Below are 18,064 nucleotides of genomic sequence, written 5' to 3'. Positions count from 1 at the left end.
CAGCGCAAAGATCGCCTGAGGGATTTTTGCTTTTTTTGCAGCCGGATGTAAGAATCGACAACAATTTTTATGGGTCAACGCGTTCACTGATGCCGCTCACCGCAGGGGCTGGGATATCGGCCATCGGGATGACATTGCGCATACGTCGTTGCAGCGTGCCGCCCGCCATATCAAATGAATGACTGCTCGCTACCAGAAACCCTCTGTATTACTTCATTCCACGGGAAACAGTATGAAGCCAAAACAAGCGGAAATTATCCGCCAGTCAATGTCTCTGTTTAACAAAGAGGGGTATCAGTCGCCGAGTATTGACCGGATATCGGAGAATGCGGGCATCTCCAAAATGACCTTCTACCGCTACTATGCGGATAAAGAGGCGCTCATTCTTGATATTTTACAGCAGAAAGAGAGTGAGTTTATGCAGGCGCTGCAGGAGATTACCGCCGATAAACCTTCGGGCCGCGAGAAGCTGTTTGCCGTCTTCGAATATTACAATAACTGGTTCACCTGTGAGGATTTCCACGGCTGCATGTTCACCCGCGCCCTGTTTGAATATGGAACCTCGTCTTCCGCTATCCGGGCGACATGCTCACGGTTTAAATCGCGCCTCTACCAGTTTTTCCGCGACATTCTTACCCTGCTGTTAAAACCGGAACCTGCGGAACGGGTGGCGATGATGATGCTCATGCTGATTGACGGCGCCATTGCCGCTCAGCAGGCGGAGTCCTCGGAATGCCGGGAGATCCCTCCCGGAATAACGGCCTGGAGCGCGGCAAAAGCGCTTATTTATTCAGAGGGCGGCACCCTCTGACTCGCGTTCAACAACGGTACGTAACGCCTCCAGCAGACAATCGTAGTAATCGCAGCAGGTCTGAAGACGCAGCGCTGCGCCAACGTAGACCTCCTCCAGCGCAGCCGGGTTTTTATTGCCGATCGGAACGATAACGTTATTCAGCCACCCATCGGCGTGACCGATATCAACCTCGATATGTTCCGCGTAATAATGCACGTCGCGATCCGTAAGGCCAATGCGACGGCACCCGGTCACAAGCTTCTGGTACTGCGGCGGGTCCAGCAGTTCCGTCATCGCCATCACGCCGAGCGATTTGTAGTAATGCTGACGGTTAACGCCGCCCAGCATGAACGCGTTATACCCGGCGAGCCCCTGCCAGTCATACAGATGGGCGAAATGGTTTTCAGGCAGCGCAATATCTCTGCGCTTCAGCAAATCCTTATACAGATTAACGTGCGTAAACTCCTGGCTGCCCTGGCCTATTTCATCCCAAAGGTTCTGGGCAATCTCTGCACGCGTTTCTGGCAGAGAGCCGACCAGCCCCATCGCGACCAGATCGAAAAACAGCAGATTGAGCGCGCTATCGCTTTTGAAGAAATAGTCTATTTGCGTAGCAGAGGCGGAAGAGGAGAGGAAATCAAAGAGGGGATGGTACGAAGCCGGATGTTTCTGACATAAATGACGGAGTTCCTCAACGATATTCCCGGCGTCAAGCGCGGGTATCGGGAAACTGAAACGTTTTTTTTCCACCCGGAGCCATTCTGATTCGATGTAGCTTCTGATCCCGCAGAGTAATGGATGAAACTGGTTTTTTGCCGCCGCCGATAGCGGCTCCGCCAGCCACGCCTGGTAGAGTTTAAACAGCGCGCTGTGGGCACGTTTTTTCGCTTGCGGATCGTTGGCGGTAAAAGCCTTAGTACAGGTATTTTCGGTCAGGTACCAGGCTCTGTCCGCCAGTAGCGGATTGGCCGTCAGTTTCAGTGAAAGCGCGTTGCTGTGAAGAAGCTGGTCAATCATGTCATCCAGAGAGAGCCTGGCCATTGCGGAATGTTGTTCGTTCCCGGTGAAACCATTTTCTGTCTTACGCATTTATTTATCCCTGTATAATGCATGGTATGTATACGTTATCGTACAGATAAATATGCTGCAATCAGATTTTTTGCACACAGGTAACTAATTTTTAAATATATGATTTAAAATAGGAAAATAATAAAATCCCCCAATTATCATAAAATTTAATTGATATATTAAAAAAAATAAAGTTACCATTTAGTACAGTTCGAAGCGATGCAAGGAATGAGCATGCCTTACCTGTTACTCACGCTGGCGGCCCTGTTTTGGGGAGGGAATTATGTCGTAGGGCATATTCTCGTTCAGGGGGCGGATCCGATTCTCATGACCGAAGCGAGATGGGCGTTGACCGCACTACTGCTGGTACTGCTGTATCAGCGGCAAATCCGCGACAGTCGGCCATTGTTCCGCCAGAATGGCGCAACGCTGCTGGTTCTAACGCTGTGTGGACAGGTGAGCTTTCCCTTAACCCTCTATATTGGTCTGCAGTCGACGTCTGCGCTGAACGCGGCGATTTACATGTCTGCGACCCCCTGTATGGTGCTGATGATTAATCGCCTGATCTTCCATGACCGGGTATCGGCGCGGAACTGGTGGGGCGTGATATTTAGTACCGCAGGCGTGCTGCTGCTCCTGCTGCATGGCAACCTGAGCAACGCAGAGGGGCTAAAAGGGTTTAGCCAGGGCGATCTGTGGGCAATGGGGTCGGCGCTAAGCTGGGCAGTATACTGCTCGCTGTTGCGTAACAAAGATCGTCGTATCCCCGCCAATGCTTTCGTCGCCGTCAGTTCGCTTCTTGGCGCCCTTATTCTGCTTCCGGTGGTGATTTTCTGGCTGTGGCTGCACCCCGCCACCTCATTCGCCGCCTACCACGATATCGCGTTCCTTACTGGACTGACGTATCTGGTGATTTTCCCCTCGTGGCTGGCCTACCTGTTCTGGAATAAAGGCATCGCGGCTATTGGCGCGACTCGCGGTGAGATTTATACCCATATCATTCCGCTTTCCGGCGGCATATTAAGCATTGTGTTTTTACATACCCAGCCGCATCTCTATCATTTACTGAGCTCGCTGTTAATTTTGACCGGAATCGCGATTTGCTCATTCGCTAAAAAAGCAGCGGCGTATTCATAAATAATAATCTAACGTTTTAACCCATATTCACCGAAGAGTTTAATATGCTCAGGATATACTTATACCTTATTCTCGCCGCATCGGTTTCCGCGCTGGCGACAGATATGATCGTGCCCGCGCTGCCCCTATTACAAAAAGCGTTTACTACCGATTATTCGGCTATTCAGTTAACCATTAGTGGTTTTCTGGTGATATACGCGGCGAGCCAGTTATTATCAGGATTTCTTGGCGAAAAGTTGGGTAAATTACGCGTACTGACGGCCAGCTTTTTGCTTTTCCTCGCGGGCAGCCTCCTCTGTTTTATGTCCGATAGTTTAATGATGCTGTTGGCCGGCAGGGCATTACAGGCCCTGGGCGCCGGCGCCGGGCCGGTCCTGTCTAAAGCTATCGCTAAAGAGACGTTCTCCCCGCTAACGCTCAAGCGCGCGCTTTCCGATATTTCTTCCGCCAGCGCGGTGGTTCCTCTTATTGCGCCGCTGGCCGGCGCCGCGCTCCTCGGCTATCTGAGCTGGAATTCGATATTCCTGGTTATGGCCCTGTTTAGCGTCGTCACCCTTGTGCTCTCTCCGCGTCGCCTTGAGCAGCATGATGCGGCCGCGGCGCCCTCCTCTTCCGGGTTTATCACCCCGGCATTTATTCAGGGAACGCTGCTGGTTTCGCTGATTCTGAGTTCGCTGTTTTGCTATATCTCGCTGTCGCCGGCCATTTTTATGCAGCAGCTGGGGCTAAGCACCATGCACTACTCGTTGCTCTTTTCTGCTTCCGTATTATTTTTTATTATTGGCAATCAGATCGCAAAATTCGAGCGAATAATTAACCCGTGGACTTTATTTATCCTGAATGCGCTGGCGGTTACCCCATTTATTATCGGCAGCCACTCACTACTATTATGTATCGCCGGATCGATGGTTTTTAACCTCACCCTTGGCGCCTATTACCCGAGCGCGAATTTTATCGCGCTGCAAATCAAAGGCAGCAAAACAGGTATTGCGGCGTCCGTCACCGGATTTATTCAAACGGTGAGCGCCGGCGCCATCAGCTATTTCGCCGTAAAACTAACGGATACCGGTATGGGGTTTGACAGAACCCTCGGTGCAAGCACGTTAACGCTGGCAATTCTGTCTCTTCTGGTAGTCACGACAATGAAGGTAACGCAATGGAAAACTGGCAAAAAAGGAAAATAGACAGGTCGCTAAAATATCAGACCCGGGTATTCTCTGAACATATTAATGAACTGGTCGCGGTAAAAAGGGACGGCAAGGTCATTACCCTCGACGATGGTAGAAAAATGGTGGAATTTGTCTCATGCTCTTATCTTGGACTAGAGACTCACCCGGCGCTGAAAAAAGCGGTTGTCGACGCCATTGAGCGTTTTGGCGTGCAGGTTTCTGTCGCCAGAACGCGGGTAAAAGTCGATCTGTTCCCGCAGCTGGAAGCACGACTGAACGACATCATGCATGGGGCTCATACTCTGACGTTTAACGCCGTGACCCCTTGCCATATCGCAGTGCTGCCGCTGCTGGCATCCGGGACGCTGCCGCATTTTACGTTCAGCAAAAAACCCTATTTTATTATGGAGAAGACCGCGCACGCGACGTTGCAGATCAACCGCGGGCTTTTACAGCAGTTTGGGGAAGTCGTCAGAATTGATTTTCAGGATAAGGCGCGGATTGAAGAGGCTTTTCGCTATGCGGCCAGCCAGGGATTAACGCCGATCTCGGTATCAGACAGCGTAGGCTCAATGGGCGGCGTCGCCCCCGTCGCGCATATTGTCCGCCTGGCGCATCAGTATGACGGCTACGCGTATATAGACGATGCGCACGGCACCTCTATCTACGGAGAGTACGGTTCCGGATACGTTATGTCATGCCTCGGCCATCGGCTTGACGAACGTATTATTATCGCCGGCTCGCTATCTAAAGCCTTTGGCTCACACGGCGGATTTATCGCCTGTAGCGACGCTGAGACCATCAAATTTATTAAGACCTACGGCACAACCTACGCCTTTGGTGGGCCGCCTTCATTGCCTGGAATTGCCGCCTGCGTAGCCGCCGCCGATCTCCACCTGGACGGCACCGTCGCTGCCCGCCAGGAGAAGCTTCAGAACGTCATTCGCTATTTTGATGAAGTTTTCGGCAAGATCGACATCGTTAACCGGGGTACGACGATGCCGATTCGGGGGATCCTGATTGGTAACGAAGATCTCGCCATCACGATGTGCAAAAAACTGCACGATCGCGGCTTCGCGACGACCGTGGCGATGTATCCAACCGTTGAAGAAGGGCACGCCATTCTGCGCTGCGCATTGTCGGCGCTCCACGAGAGCGGGCAAATCGACGACTTCCATAAAAACTTCAAAGAATCATTGGCTGAAGCCACGAAATAAATAGCTGCTGCCGGCCTGCTTCGGCAGGCCGCCTACGGATGCTGGTCTCTTTTGGATGTATTGCCGTTGGAGCCATACTCTGGCTTGTGATGATTTACGCTTTTCTTTAATAAAAAAGAACCGGGATAACCCGAATATTCAAAAACTCCCGGTTTTCCCAATCTGACAGCCGAACAATACACCATGGGGCACAATATTCATCGCTATATTCAGGCGTGATGAAAAGCGCCGCGGACTGCGGCGCTTTTCTCTGCTTTCGGACGGTCACGCCAGGCGCTCGTTGAGCAGGCAGGCGAGCGCCTTAATGTTGTTCAGCATGGCGCCGGGCTTCAGGACGGATCCTGAACCAGATCGCATACATCGCGGGCAAGAACACCAGCGTCATGACGGTTCCCCCCAACGTCCCGCCAATCAGGGTATAGGCGAGCGTCCCCCAGAACACCGAATGGGTCAGAGGAATGAACGCCAGAACGGCGGCCATGGCCGTCAGTAAGACGGGCCTGGCTCTCTGCACCGTCGCTTCGATGACCGCATGGTACGGATCGAGACCTTCTTTCTCATTATGGTGAATCTGCCCGATAAGAATCAGCGTATTACGCATCAGAATGCCCGAAAGCGCGATCAGCCCGACGAGGGCGTTGATACCAAATGGCTGATTGAAAAGCAGCAGCGCGGGAACCACGCCGACAAGCCCGAGCGGAGCGGTTAGAAATACCATAACCATGGCCGACATTGAGCGCACCTGCACAATGATGATCAGCAGCGTCAGGGCGATCATGATGGGGAACAGCGGCACCATCGCCCGGGTGGCTTTAGCCGATTCCTCAATTGAACCCGCCATTTCGATGCGGTACCCGGGCGGAAGCGAGTCCACAATCGGCTGCAGCTGTTTCATGATGGAGGCGGAAACGTCCGGCGGCTGAAGATTATCGGCAATATCCCCCCGCACGGTAATCGTGGGCGTTCTGTCGCGGCGACGCAGTAAAGGATCTTCCATTCTGACCTCCACCTTCCCGATTTGCGCGAGCGGGATGCGCTGGCCCGCATTGCCGACCAGGCTAAACCCCTCAATTTTGGCCGGATCCAGACGTATATCCCCCGCGGCGCGCCCCGTCACCTGCACCGAGCGAATATCTTCCCGCACGGCGGTGATGGGAATGCCCGATAGCAGGAACTGGAGCTGCTGAGCAACGGCATTGGACGTTAAGCCGGTTGCCTGTAGACGGTCCTGATCGAGGGTGAAATGCAGTGTCGGCACGCGCGATCCCCAGTCGGTGTTGACGGTCCTCATCATCGGGCTTGCCTGCAGCACGCCCTTAACCCGGTCCGCGATGTCGCGCAGCGTATCGGTATCCGGCCCCATCACTCGCCAGGCGACCGGGAAAGGGGAATACGGGCCAAACACCAGCTGCGTCACGCGAACGCGTGCTTCAGGCGCCAGTCCGCTGGCCACGGCTTGCCGCAGCCGCAATTTGAGCGCATCGCGTGATGCCTGGCTGTCCGTCAATATCACTATTTTGGCAAACGACGGGTCGGGGAGTTCGGGGGCCATCGCCAGGTAAAAACGCGGTGAACCCTGGCCAATGTAGGCGGTAACTATCCTGGCTTCTGGCTGTTTTTCCAACCAGTCCTCTATTTTGGCCGTTGCCGCGCTGGTCTGCTCAATCGAGGTGCCATAGGGCATCTGCACTTCAACGAGCACTTCCGGGCGGTCAGAGGTGGGGAAAAACTGTTTTTTCACCAGCCCCATCCCCATGACCGCCAGCGCGAAAAGCGCAATGACGGAACCGGCCACCAGCCATTTCCTGGCGATAACGCGGGTCAGCAGGCGGCGAAAGCGGTTATAGCGCGGCGTGTCATAGATGGCGGTATGCCCCCCTTCTACCTTTGCGATATCCGGCAGCATTTTCACCCCCAGATAAGGGGTGAAAACAACGGCGACCAGCCATGAGGCAATCAGGGCGAGGCCAACAATCCAGAACATATTGCTGGTGTATTCCCCGGCGGTGGACTGGGCGAAACCATTCGGCATAAAGCCGATAGCCGTGACCAGGGTACCGGCCAGCATGGGCGCGGCGGTATGGCTCCAGGCGTAGGCGGAGGCTTTGATTCTGTCGTAGCCCTCCTCCATTTTCACCACCATCATTTCGATGGCGATTATCGCGTCGTCAACCAGTAAGCCCAGGGCAAGAATCAGGGAGCCCAGCGTCACGCGGTCAAAGTTGATACCGGCGGCCTCCATCACCACAAAAACAACCGCCAGCGTCAGGGGAACCGCCGCCGCGACCACGACCCCCACGCGCCACCCCATGCTGACAAAACAGACCACCATCACCACGAGCAGGGCGACGAAGAATTTGATCATAAACTCATCGACTGCGGCGCTGATATTCACGGACTGATCGGTGACTTTCGTCAGGGTCATCCCCAGCGGCATACTGGCATTGATTTTTGCCGTTTCGGCATCCAGCGCTTTACCCAACGCCAGCCCATTCCAGCCTTCACGCATCACGATCCCCAGCAGCAGCGCCGGTTCATGTTGGTTACGAATCTGCAAAGTGGGCGGGTCTTCATAACCGCGTTCTACCGTTGCCACGTCGGACAGCTTGAGCGTTTTACCCTGAGCTATAAATGGCGTATCGCGGATCTTCTGCAATTCATCGAAAGCGCCATCGAGGCGGATAAAGATCTGCGCGCCGCGCGTTTCAATTGAACCTGCCGCGGTTAATGCGTTCTGGTTATTCAGCGCATTGAAAATATCCTGCGGCGAGAGCCCCATGGTAGCCAGACGCTCATGGGAGAAGGAGATATAAATCCGTTCGGCCTGTTCGCCGATAATATTGACTTTCTTGACCCCCGGGACGTGCAGGAGCTGCTGGCGTAACGTTTCGGCATCGCGGACCAGCAGGCGCTGCGGTTCTCCTTTCGCTTTCAGCGCAAACAGGGCGAAAGTGACGTCGGCAAATTCATCATTTATCATCGGCCCCGTCACGCCGGCGGGGAGGTTTCTGCTTTCATCGCCAAGCTTCTTCCGCGCCTGGTAGAACTCTTCCTGCACCTGTGATGGCGGCGTATTGTCCTGGAGTGAGAGCGTGATAAAGGCCATGCCGGGCCGGGTATAGGTTTCCGTGCGGTCATACCATTTGAGCTCCTGCAGGCGTTTTTCCAGCGGCTCAGCCACCTGATCCTGCATCTCCTGCGCGGTCGCGCCGGGCCAGACGGTGATAACCGTCATTTGCTTAACCGTAAAGGGGGGATCCTCCGCTCGCCCGAGGCCAAAAAAGGCGTAAATACCGGCGATAGTCACCAGAATAATTAAAAACAGCGTGACCGAGCGCTCGCGCACCGCAAGCGCTGACAGGTTAAAGCGGCCCTGGCTCATGGTTTGTCCCCCGTCCGGGCCGTATCCGGTTGCCCGGCCAGGCGGACAGCCTCGCCCTCGTGCAGAAGATGCGCCCCTAGCGCAACGATCTTCTCACCGGGCTTCACCTCGCCCGTTACCTGCGCCGCCTCCTCGCCCACGCTCAGCACCTTGACGGGCTGCCATGCGACCCTGGCTGGCTGCGCGGAGATCCGCCAGACGCCCGGTCCCTTGCCCGCATCATAAAGCGCGGCCAGCGGCACCTGCATGACCTGGCTTTCCCCGCTCTGTTTTTTGATGTGCAGCGTTACTGTCGCCCCCAGCGGCGCGTTGGCTAACGGGCCTTCCAGCACGTACCGCGCCTCAAAGGTACGGGTGGTGGCATCGGCGGCATCGGAAAGCAGGCGCAGTTTTGCGGCGACGGGCTGCGTTTCGTCGCCATAGCGCGTCGCCAGCGCTTCGCTGCCGATGGCGGGGCGCAGCGTCTCCGGCAGCTGTACCAGCGCCTCTCGCTGCCCCGCTCTGGCCAGCCGGATCACCGCCTGCCCGGCACTGACAACCTGACCGGGTTCGGCAAGCGTCTCCATCACCACGCCGTCAGAGTCGGCCAGCAGCACGGCATAGCCCGTGGCATTTTGCGCCACGTTTGCCTGCGTCTGGGCTGCGCTGAGATCCGCTTTCGCGGAATCTGCCGCCGCTTTGATCTGGTCATACTCCGAGGCGGAGACTGCGCCAGCGCCAACGAGGCCACGGTAGCGCGCCTCATCGCTGATGGCTTTTCGCGCCCGCGCCCTGGCGGCGTCAACGGCCTGTTGCTGAGCCACGGCCTGCAGCTTCAGGTCGGCGGGATCCAGCCGCATCAGCGGCTGACCGCGCTTAACGGTCTGGCCAGTATCAACAAAGCGTTCAAGGATCTTACCCTGCACTCTAAAACCAAGATCGCTTTGCGTTCTTGCCACCACCACGCCGGTATAGGTGCGAGAGGTATCGTGCGCGAGTTCTACGGATGCGGATCTGACGAGCGGCGGCTGGGTGCGCGGATCGTCACTCGAGGCGTTATCACCGCAGGCCACGAGGGCCAACGGCAGAAGACAAGCGGCAAAGCGGGCTGAATGAAGCCTGAGCATGGGAAACCCTTAATCAAATAACAGGATGGTTTCCGCATTCTCAGACTAGTGACCAATAAAGTCAATGGTCACAAATCAGGGGGCCAGGCTTCTTAAAATCAGCGACGAGAGAAGAACCGCCGCCGTTGGGGCCGTTTCGAGATTAAACTGCAGTTGAACAGGATTGATGAAGGGGCACATCACCATATATATCGCATAAGTGGCTTCATCAAGGGGGGTTTTCCTTTCGAACTCCCCGGCCTGCCTGCCTTCGACAAGAATGCTCTCAATCAGCTTTAACAGCCGTTCCGCATACCTTTCTGTTGAAGGCCACTTCTCCCGCGAGGCGACGGCGGCAATATCGTAGAGTTTACGATCGTGAAAAAAGAGTTCGCTCCCCGCTTCGGTGAGCGCCCGGAAGAGGCGGCGTAATTTTTCGCTGGCTGACGGCGCGTCAGCCACCGCTGAGAGTACCGCGGCCATGATCATTTCCAGGCGGTTAGCGCAGATCACTTCGCCGATAGCCTGTTTGGATTCGAAAAACTTATAGATATAAGATTTTGAAAAACCGATAGATTTAGCCAGCTCCGCCACGGTGGTTTTTTCATAGCCGTAATGCCCGAAATGCTCAAAGGCAGCGTCGACGATTTGCTCCCGGACGCTGTGATCGAGCGGGCCGCGTGATGATGGGACGTTCATATTCTTAGTCATTTTTTCAGCTTAGCGTGATGCGCCTTGATTGACAACCAGTGACCATTTTAGAATTAAGTCACGATTTCGACTTGTTTCAGGATCGCGCAATATCATCCTCACAGGTGACGGCACCTGCCCGGAGCGTCCGCGTCAGGCGACATACGCTGTTGGGCCAGATTCGGATGCTCCCCGAGCAAAATTGTACCAGACAAAATCCTTTGCCAACAAAAGCATCGGCTCCGTGGATGACTGCTTAACTCAACCTCAACGCAGAGTTGAATATCAGGCGGACGTCAAGTCGGCGCCTGCTGTTCAGAAAGGTATTTTTGCCGCCATTTAGCCGGAGATACGCCGTACAGCTTCCTGAAGGCTTTAGAAAAATGCAGCTGATTTTCATAGCCGACGGAAATGCCCACGACTTTAATCGCCGTAGCGCTATTTTTCAGCAGGCTCACTGCGATATTCATACGAAAATTAAGCAAGTATTCCCTGGGGCCGATACCGTAGGCGCCTTTGAACAATCGGCAGAGGTAGCTGCGATTGATATTGCAATAGGCGGCCAGGCTATCAACCGTCAGATGTTCGTGGTAGCGATTTTCAATTTTTTTGATCGCCCTTTGCAGATGCCGGGTTTTGTCATCAGGGAGGGAAGCCTTTTCGCCGGGCGTATTGCTGATTAGCGAAGAAAAGAAGAGATAGCACAATCCCTGCACCTTCAGCGGATGCTCATCGCCATGTTCGACAATTTGCCGCAGGTAGCCAGAGGCGCTGGAGTCGTCTTTATTCAGGTTGGGGCGATAAACCGGAGATTGCCGGCTAAGATGACACTCCTCGAAAATTCTGGCGGCAATCAGCCCATCGACCTCAAGCCACATATAATGCCACGGATCCCTATTATCAGCGCAGTAGGTTGTCACCTCATGGGGATGGATCAGAAACCCCTCCCCGGCGCCGACAGGAAAAGCGCCAAACTCACTGTAAAATGTGCCGGTTCCACTTATCACATAATGAAATAGGTAATGCTGGCGGACTGCGGGGCCAAAGCGATGTCCCTTATGACAATTCTCCTCGCCGTACTGGTACAAATTCAATTCGATATTGTCGGTATGATTAAGGGTAAAAGTCTTGTGCATCAGTCGCGCTCTCTCTTTTTCACCCACGTTATCAGAGATGCCTGCAGTAAAGTCACCGCGTTTCGGCCAGATTCGGAGCTGGCTCACACTTTCATAGCGACATCATTTTTCGCCATACCAATATCACATTTAGCCATATTTTCTGTTCATGCCGCCGCGTACATTCTGCCTGGTGAAAACAGCAGGAACGGAGAAATACCATGATTAAAGTGACATTTATGGGCGCAGGCAGCACCATTTTCGCCAGGAACGTACTCGGCGACATTATGACGACGCCGGCGTTGAAAGAGGTGGAGATTGCGCTGTACGACATCGACAGCGCCCGTCTCAATGAATCCCTCGCCATGTTGAATAATATCAACCGCAATACCAATGCGGGCAGAGCGAAGATCGCCGCCTACCTAGGCGTTGAGAACCGCCGCGCGGCGTTGAAAAACGCCAATTACGTGGTGAATGCTATTCAGGTTGGCGGCTACGATCCGTGTACCATCACCGATTTCACGATCGCGAAAAAATATGGTCTTCAGCAAACTATTGCCGATACCCTGGGCATTGGCGGTATCTTCCGCGCGCTGCGCACCCTACCCGTGCTGTTTGATTTCGCACGGGATATTGAAGCCGTGTGCCCGGACGCCTGGCTACTGAACTACACCAACCCGATGGCCACGATAACCGGCGCCATGCTGCGCCATACGGAAGTGAAAACGGTAGGACTGTGCCACAGCGTTCAGGTGTGTGCTGAAACGCTGTTGAAAAGCGTGGATATGCCAACCGACGACGTGCAATTTCATATCGCGGGTATTAATCACATGGCCTGGCTGCTGGACATTCGCCGTCACGGCGAGGATTTGTACCCGGAAATCAAGCGCCGGGCCAGCGCCCTGCAGGGCAAGCATGATGATATGGTGCGCCATGAAATCATGAAAACTTTCGGCTATTACGTCACCGAATCGTCAGAGCACAACGCCGAATACATGCCTTACTGGATCAAACGCAGCTACCCGGAGCTGATTGAACGCTTCAATATCCCGCTGGATGAATATCCGCGCCGGTGTATTGAACAGATTGACCAATGGCAGCAGCAGAAACTGGCGCTGACCCATGACACCAGCCTGACCCACAGCCGTACCCATGAATACGCGTCTTACATCATCGAAGCGATGGAAACCGATCGGCCTTACAAAATTGGCGGTAACGTGCTCAACACCGGCTTGATTACCAACTTACCTTCCGAGGCCTGCGTCGAAGTCCCTTGCCTGGTCGATGGCCAGGGCGTCACGCCATGCTACGTCGGCAATTTGCCGGAGCAGCTGGCAGCGCTGAACCGGACCAACATCAATACTCAGCTGTTGACCATCGAAGCGGCGGTGACGCGCAAACGCGAAGCCATCTACCATGCCGCCCTGCTCGACCCGCATACTTCCGCAGAGCTGTCGATCGATGACATCCGCAAACTGTGCGACGAACTTATTGAAGCACACGGCAGCTGGCTTCCCGCCTACCATTAATCGCTCTGCTGACCAGCAACCTCCTGATAACTCACCAGGCGCGGCGTTTTCCGCGCCGTTCCCCATGTTTACTCAAAGAACAGGAGGTTTTGTCTTTTCGGCGCTGTCTGTTTTTCTATTTTTTGATAAATCTCTTCGCATCGATTTTTCTGCGGCGGCTTTGCGAGGGCTATCGGAAAGGAGATTAAGATTCAGCCTTACCCGGTACGTAACAGGCTGTTTTGTTTTTCTTGCGATATTCACCGGGCGGCAAATGAAAATGACGCGTAAATAATCGGGTGAATGTTTGCTGCGAGTCATAGCCGTAGCGCAAACCAATACTGTAAATATTCTCATCGGTCTCGCGTAAATCGCGGGCCGCTGAGTCCAGTTTTTTATTACGGATATAGCGCCCGAGGCTCTCGCCTCTATATTGCAAGAACAAACGCTGCAGGTACCATTTGGAATACCCTGAATAACGGGCTATCTGTTCTATACGCAGTGGTTTATGTAAGTTATTGTCGATCCAGTCAATGATGACGGCTATCACTGTTTCGGAAATAAACATCTCGCCTCCCCTTCTAAATGCTGCCGGTTTTATCAAAATAGTTTTTGCGTAAGGTATGCACATCATGTTGTCACCGGCACAGCGTGAAGCTCAGGGCACTAATAACCCTCTCATTATCAACGACAGACCGAATTCGAATGCAGTATCCGGATGGGGATAAACCAGCGATTCGATAGAGGGACTTCCTGGCGATGTCTTTGATAAAATTTGATTACCATCACCGCCCGAGCGGGACTGCTCCTCTAATACGCATCCCAGGGTGTATTCACTCAGAGTGAGTAATATCATTGCGGCGTCGGCTTCAGTGAAACCGACGCGCGCAAGATACGCCACCTTGGGACGAAACGTATCCCCTCCCACCCGGGCCGGTGATGTCCCGGCATGTAACAGGGCGCCGTCCCGACGGGCGAGCAGAGCGCACCGGAAACTACGGGCGTTTTCCGCCAGCCAGTTTGCCCATTCAGCAATGTCTTCGGGGACAGGCAGGGAATGGTGTTTGGCTAAAACCGCGGAAGCCATTTCTTCAAGTAAACTGGCCTTGTTCTTGAAATGCCAGTACAACGTCGCTGATTCCACCCCCAGTTTTTGTGCCAGCTTACGGGTCGTAATCGCTTCCAGGCCGACCTCATCTAATAATGCTAATGCTGCCTCAATCACCTGATCTCGCTGGATTTTCGCCATGATATTCCCCCTTTATTGATGCATCAAACCGGCCAGTGGTCTGTGAAGCGCCATTTTGTCTGAACTCAGCGCCTGACGGAATCTTTAATGCAAATAAATCTATCATTGATAGGTTTATTGATCAATGATAGATTTCTTCGCTCATCGTCCTTAGGGGGCTTTTTATGAATATCAATCAAGACAAGCGGGTCAAGGAAACAACCCATCCGCGACCGATAAACGCCATACCTCCGATGCTGTGGATGCAGGCGGCCATCATCACCCTGGGGGCGTTTGCAACGATGCTCTCATCAACGATGCTGAGCGCGGCGCTGCCCGCGATGGCCGCCGGCCTTGGCGTGACGGACACGGCAATACAATGGATAGCAACGGCGTATCTTATGGCCCTTGCGGCAGGCGTTCCGCTTAGCGCATGGGCGGCCAGGCGGTTTGGCGCTACGCAGCTTTGGCTCTATGGCCTTATTTTATTTGCGATTTTTTCGGCAGTTTGCGCCCTTTCCCCGCGTTTTGAGCTGCTGCTTGCCGCAAGAGTTATGCAAGGCCTGGCAGGGGGATTACTCGTACCGGCAGGGCAAACGATCCTTGGTCTGGTCGTCGGACGCGAACGTCTGGGGCGGGTGATTGGCACGATTGGCGTGGCGATCGTCATTGCTCCTTTGTTGGGAACATCGCTGGGCGCGGTCCTGCTTGAAATCTGCGGATGGCGAGGATTATTTTGGATCACGGTGCCGTTCTGTCTGTGCGCCTATCTGGCCGGATGGAAGCTGCTTCCCCGTCCGACAATAAAAACTGACAGGCCCCTCTCCCTGGACTGGCTGGGACTGGCGCTGGTCTTCTGCAGCCTGCCGATGCTGATGGAAGGCATGAAAGAGCTCAGCCTGAATAGTGGTAAATATGGCTGGAACGTCATCATGCTCAGCGTGGGCGCCCTGTTCACCTGCTTGTTTATTTATCGCTCTTTGCGCATTGAGTCCCCCTTACTGCATCTCGAGCTTTTCAAGCATCGGGGTTTCACTTTATCTGCCTTATTGATGGCTATCGGCGGCGCGGTGAATTTTGGCGGTCAGTTCCTGCTTCCTTTATATTTCCGCGACGTTTGCCATGTAACGCTTGCTGAAGTGGGCCTGCTTCTCACCCCTCAGTTAATCGGCTCGGCAATAGGATTTCCGGTAGCCGGCTACTTCTCTGACAAGCTGGGGCCACGAACGGTGCTTATCATTGGCGGTTTGCTCGCGGCATTTGCCACATTGCCACTGGCAATGATTGATGCGGGAAGTCGCTATACGCTTGTGGGCGGCGCAATAGCGGTCAGAGGGTTCGGTTTAGCCCTGGCAACGGTGCCCGCGATGGCTGCGGGCCTGGCTATGGCTGGCAGCCGTCACGTCGCTGATGCCGCACCTGTTCTGAATATCCTCCAGCGCGTTGGGGCGATGGCGGGCGCGGCGCTGGTGACCGCCTGCTACGTCAGATTTGCCCATACCCGGGGGAGTTTAGCCGCGTTTCACCACGCCGGGTGGCTACTTACCGGCGGGGCCGTACTGCTCGCGCTTTGCGCATTATTTATGGTGAACCATTCCACTTTAACAACGCCGGAAGAATAAACCCGTTAAACAGAAAATGAATCGCTGTCAGACCCGATCCCGATGCCGCGGGTTAAATTTGCAGACATGGATTTCGTTGCCTGCAAAATAAACAATTCGGAGCGGCTGATAGGCAGTCATGCCAGCCCGATGCGAACCGGCTGGCATGGCGCACTCTCGCTGGCTAAATCGCGCCGATCAATCCCCCATCAACCCGAATCACCGCGCCGGTAATGTAGCCGGCAGGCTGGCTTGCCAGAAACGCAGCGACGGCGCCGTACTCCTGCGGTTCGCCATAGCGCCCGGCCGGAATGCTCTGACGACTCTTTTCGGTGACCGCTTCCGCACTGCTGTTTTCCCGTTGCGCCTTGAGAGCATCCAGCTGACTGACGCGGTCGGTCGCGATGCGCCCTGGCACCATCACATTCACCGTCACGCCGTCGCCAGCCACTTCGCTGGCGAGGGTTTTCGACCAGCCGAGCAGGCTCATGCGCAGCGCGTTCGACAGGGCGAGACCGGGAATGGGGGTTATCACGCCGGATGAAGTGGTGGTAATAATGCGTCCCCAGCCGCGGCTGCGCATGGCGGGCAGGAGTTTATCGGTGAGCTGAATCAACGAGGCGACCATGACTGAAAACTGCTGTTGCCAGACTGCGCCATCCGTCCCCTGCGCCGGTGCGGGCGGCGGACCACCGGAGTTGTTAACCAGAATATCGATATCGCCCCACCGCTCGCGGATATCGGCAATCACTCGATCAAACTGCTCCGGGGCGGCGAGATCCAACCGCCAGGCGCGGGCAGTACCGCCCAATAAGGTGATACGTTCCACCGTTTGCGCCAGTTTTTCCGCGCTGCGGCCGGTGACCGCCACCTTCACCCCTTCCTGCGCCAGCGACAGGGCAATAGCCTGTCCCAGACCACTGCCGGCACCGCAGACCAGCGCCACACGTTGTTGTATCTGAAAATCCATAAGTGCTCCTGATTGTATTTTCAGAAGCAATATGTGCAAGAGCGATGCCAGTTATGCGCGGGCGTTTTTAACATTGACCTGGTCAAAGGCGTATTGCAGATGCGTTCTCATCAACTCTGCCGCCAGTTCCGGCTTGTTCTCTCGCAGAGCATCGATGATGGCAACATGCTCTTCACACCACGCTTTTACGCGGCGCTTATTGTGATAGCTGCCAAACTCCAGCAGACGGCGCAGCCGGTTTTGTTGCTGAATGGCCTGTAACACGAACAGGTTGCCGCTGGCTTCTGCCAGCAGCTCGTGAAACTCAGCGTCGGTTTCGAAAATCTCTTTTGCCGGCACCTGCGTAATGTCCGGGTGGGTGATGAGCCGCAGATGCCGGGCGCGCAGGCGTTTAAGCATCTGTCTGTCCACATGCAGGCCGGGCGTCAGCAGCGCCGTCGGTTCAATCATCAGGCGAAAACCGTAGCTGTTGCGCAGGGCGACATCGGAGTTGAGGGTTTGCAGGAAGCGCCAGCCGTGCCCCGCGTTACGGGCAATCAGGCCGTCCTCCGATAGCTTGACCAGCGTACGGGTCAGCACGCCGCGATCGACATCATAGCGCTGGCTGATTTCGGTCTGGGTAAACGATTCCGGCAGCGCACCCGCAATACGATCGTGTACCAGCTGCTCGTACAGCTTCTGGTCATTGCTCTTGGACTGCTCAATCTCCAGCAGCTCCAGCTCATTGCTGCGTTTAAGCAGGAAAAAGCCCTGATTCGGACGCGCTTCAACCGCCCCCATTCGGGTCAACTCTTTTAGCCCGGCGCGCACCGGCGTACGCGACACGCCCAGCGCATCGGCAAGATGTTGCTCCCGTAAATGATGACCTGGATCGAATTTTGCTTCGGATATCAGGTCGAGTATTTGCCGGGCAATCCGGCGACTGCTCGCAGTGGAGTCAGGCTGCATGGAGAACGGTTCCCTGAAATGCATTGTTGTGATCGATATATACAATATCACGGGCAACAAAACGCAGCAAAACAAAGCAAGGACTGCACGATTAGCGTGCAATACGCACCAGGATGAGACATTTTTTCACACGCTTGATTGTATTTATTGACT

At 54.7% G+C, this 18,064-nt stretch carries 15 protein-coding genes; 6 read left to right on the top strand and 9 right to left on the bottom strand.

Features of this window, described 5'->3' with window-relative positions; genetic code table 11:
• Positions 1-232 precede the first annotated feature (232 nt).
• Complete coding sequence (locus tag ACESQ2_RS04965) at positions 233-811, top strand: TetR/AcrR family transcriptional regulator (protein ID WP_004849617.1); 579 nt, start codon at positions 233-235, stop codon at positions 809-811.
• Here the strand turns inward: ACESQ2_RS04965 and ACESQ2_RS04960 are convergent.
• Positions 791-1,882 (bottom strand): iron-containing redox enzyme family protein, encoded by a 1,092-nt coding sequence (locus ACESQ2_RS04960; protein ID WP_373170195.1) that lies wholly within the window; start codon positions 1,880-1,882, stop codon positions 791-793. The two genes, ACESQ2_RS04965 and ACESQ2_RS04960, sit on opposite strands and share 21 nt — an antisense overlap.
• Before the next feature lie 213 nt (positions 1,883-2,095).
• On the opposite strand from ACESQ2_RS04960, the gene ACESQ2_RS04955 reads away from it, so the two are divergent.
• Genes ACESQ2_RS04955 through ACESQ2_RS04945 form a run of 3 tightly spaced genes read left to right on the top strand, consistent with a single transcriptional unit; the run spans position 2,096 to position 5,384 of the window.
• The gene (locus tag ACESQ2_RS04955) at positions 2,096-2,998 is read left to right on the top strand and encodes a DMT family transporter (RefSeq protein WP_049071272.1); all 903 of its coding nucleotides are present in this window, start codon (positions 2,096-2,098) and stop codon (positions 2,996-2,998) included.
• Between the two features lie 44 nt (positions 2,999-3,042).
• Positions 3,043-4,182, top strand: coding sequence for an MFS transporter (locus tag ACESQ2_RS04950; protein WP_148841910.1), 1,140 nt, complete (start codon positions 3,043-3,045; stop codon positions 4,180-4,182).
• The gene (locus ACESQ2_RS04945) at positions 4,155-5,384 is read left to right on the top strand and encodes an aminotransferase class I/II-fold pyridoxal phosphate-dependent enzyme (protein WP_373170194.1); all 1,230 of its coding nucleotides are present in this window, start codon (positions 4,155-4,157) and stop codon (positions 5,382-5,384) included. The genes ACESQ2_RS04950 and ACESQ2_RS04945 overlap by 28 nt, the downstream gene beginning before the upstream one ends.
• A 301-nt stretch (positions 5,385-5,685) precedes the next feature.
• On the opposite strand, the gene ACESQ2_RS04940 is transcribed toward ACESQ2_RS04945, so the two are convergent.
• From ACESQ2_RS04940 to ACESQ2_RS04925, 4 genes are all read right to left on the bottom strand, one after another.
• Entirely contained in the window at positions 5,686-8,766 is a 3,081-nt protein-coding gene (locus ACESQ2_RS04940; RefSeq protein WP_046877456.1) for an efflux RND transporter permease subunit, read from the bottom strand.
• A complete protein-coding gene (locus ACESQ2_RS04935) occupies positions 8,763-9,872 on the bottom strand; it encodes an efflux RND transporter periplasmic adaptor subunit (protein ID WP_373170193.1) in 1,110 nt (369 codons plus the stop codon). Before ACESQ2_RS04935 ends, ACESQ2_RS04940 begins: the two co-directional genes overlap by 4 nt.
• A 75-nt stretch (positions 9,873-9,947) precedes the next feature.
• On the bottom strand, positions 9,948-10,562 hold the full coding sequence (locus ACESQ2_RS04930) for a TetR/AcrR family transcriptional regulator (RefSeq protein WP_014838012.1): 615 nt from the start codon (positions 10,560-10,562) through the stop codon (positions 9,948-9,950).
• Between the two features lie 275 nt (positions 10,563-10,837).
• Complete coding sequence (locus tag ACESQ2_RS04925; RefSeq protein WP_046877475.1) at positions 10,838-11,677, bottom strand: AraC family transcriptional regulator; 840 nt, start codon at positions 11,675-11,677, stop codon at positions 10,838-10,840.
• A gap of 200 nt (positions 11,678-11,877) precedes the next feature.
• Between ACESQ2_RS04925 and ACESQ2_RS04920 the strand changes: the two genes are divergently transcribed.
• Complete coding sequence (locus tag ACESQ2_RS04920; RefSeq protein ID WP_032749714.1) at positions 11,878-13,185, top strand: alpha-glucosidase/alpha-galactosidase; 1,308 nt, start codon at positions 11,878-11,880, stop codon at positions 13,183-13,185.
• Between the two features lie 184 nt (positions 13,186-13,369).
• Here ACESQ2_RS04920 and ACESQ2_RS04915 read toward each other — a convergent pair whose 3' ends face one another.
• Together ACESQ2_RS04915 and ACESQ2_RS04910 are read right to left on the bottom strand one after the other, a co-directional pair.
• A complete protein-coding gene (locus ACESQ2_RS04915) occupies positions 13,370-13,732 on the bottom strand; it encodes a RamA family antibiotic efflux transcriptional regulator (RefSeq protein ID WP_004849595.1) in 363 nt (120 codons plus the stop codon).
• A 90-nt stretch (positions 13,733-13,822) separates the two neighbouring features.
• Positions 13,823-14,413, bottom strand: coding sequence for a TetR/AcrR family transcriptional regulator C-terminal domain-containing protein (locus ACESQ2_RS04910; RefSeq protein WP_373170192.1), 591 nt, complete (start codon positions 14,411-14,413; stop codon positions 13,823-13,825).
• A gap of 164 nt (positions 14,414-14,577) precedes the next feature.
• Here ACESQ2_RS04910 and ACESQ2_RS04905 point away from each other — a divergent pair, with 164 nt between their 5' ends.
• Entirely contained in the window at positions 14,578-16,014 is a 1,437-nt protein-coding gene (locus tag ACESQ2_RS04905; RefSeq protein WP_049071279.1) for a DHA2 family efflux MFS transporter permease subunit, read from the top strand.
• A gap of 163 nt (positions 16,015-16,177) precedes the next feature.
• Here the strand turns inward: ACESQ2_RS04905 and ACESQ2_RS04900 are convergent, their stop codons facing one another.
• Both ACESQ2_RS04900 and ACESQ2_RS04895 read right to left on the bottom strand, forming a co-directional pair.
• A complete protein-coding gene (locus tag ACESQ2_RS04900) occupies positions 16,178-16,963 on the bottom strand; it encodes an SDR family oxidoreductase (RefSeq protein WP_373170191.1) in 786 nt (261 codons plus the stop codon).
• Positions 16,964-17,014: 51 nt separating this feature from the next.
• Positions 17,015-17,911 (bottom strand): GntR family transcriptional regulator, encoded by an 897-nt coding sequence (locus tag ACESQ2_RS04895; protein ID WP_014838004.1) that lies wholly within the window; start codon positions 17,909-17,911, stop codon positions 17,015-17,017.
• Positions 17,912-18,064 lie beyond the last annotated feature (153 nt).

It is taken from the genome of Klebsiella sp. Q11 (assembly GCF_964241505.1).
GTDB lineage: Bacteria > Pseudomonadota > Gammaproteobacteria > Enterobacterales > Enterobacteriaceae > Klebsiella > Klebsiella michiganensis.
This window is presented reverse-complemented; position numbering and strand designations above follow the sequence as displayed.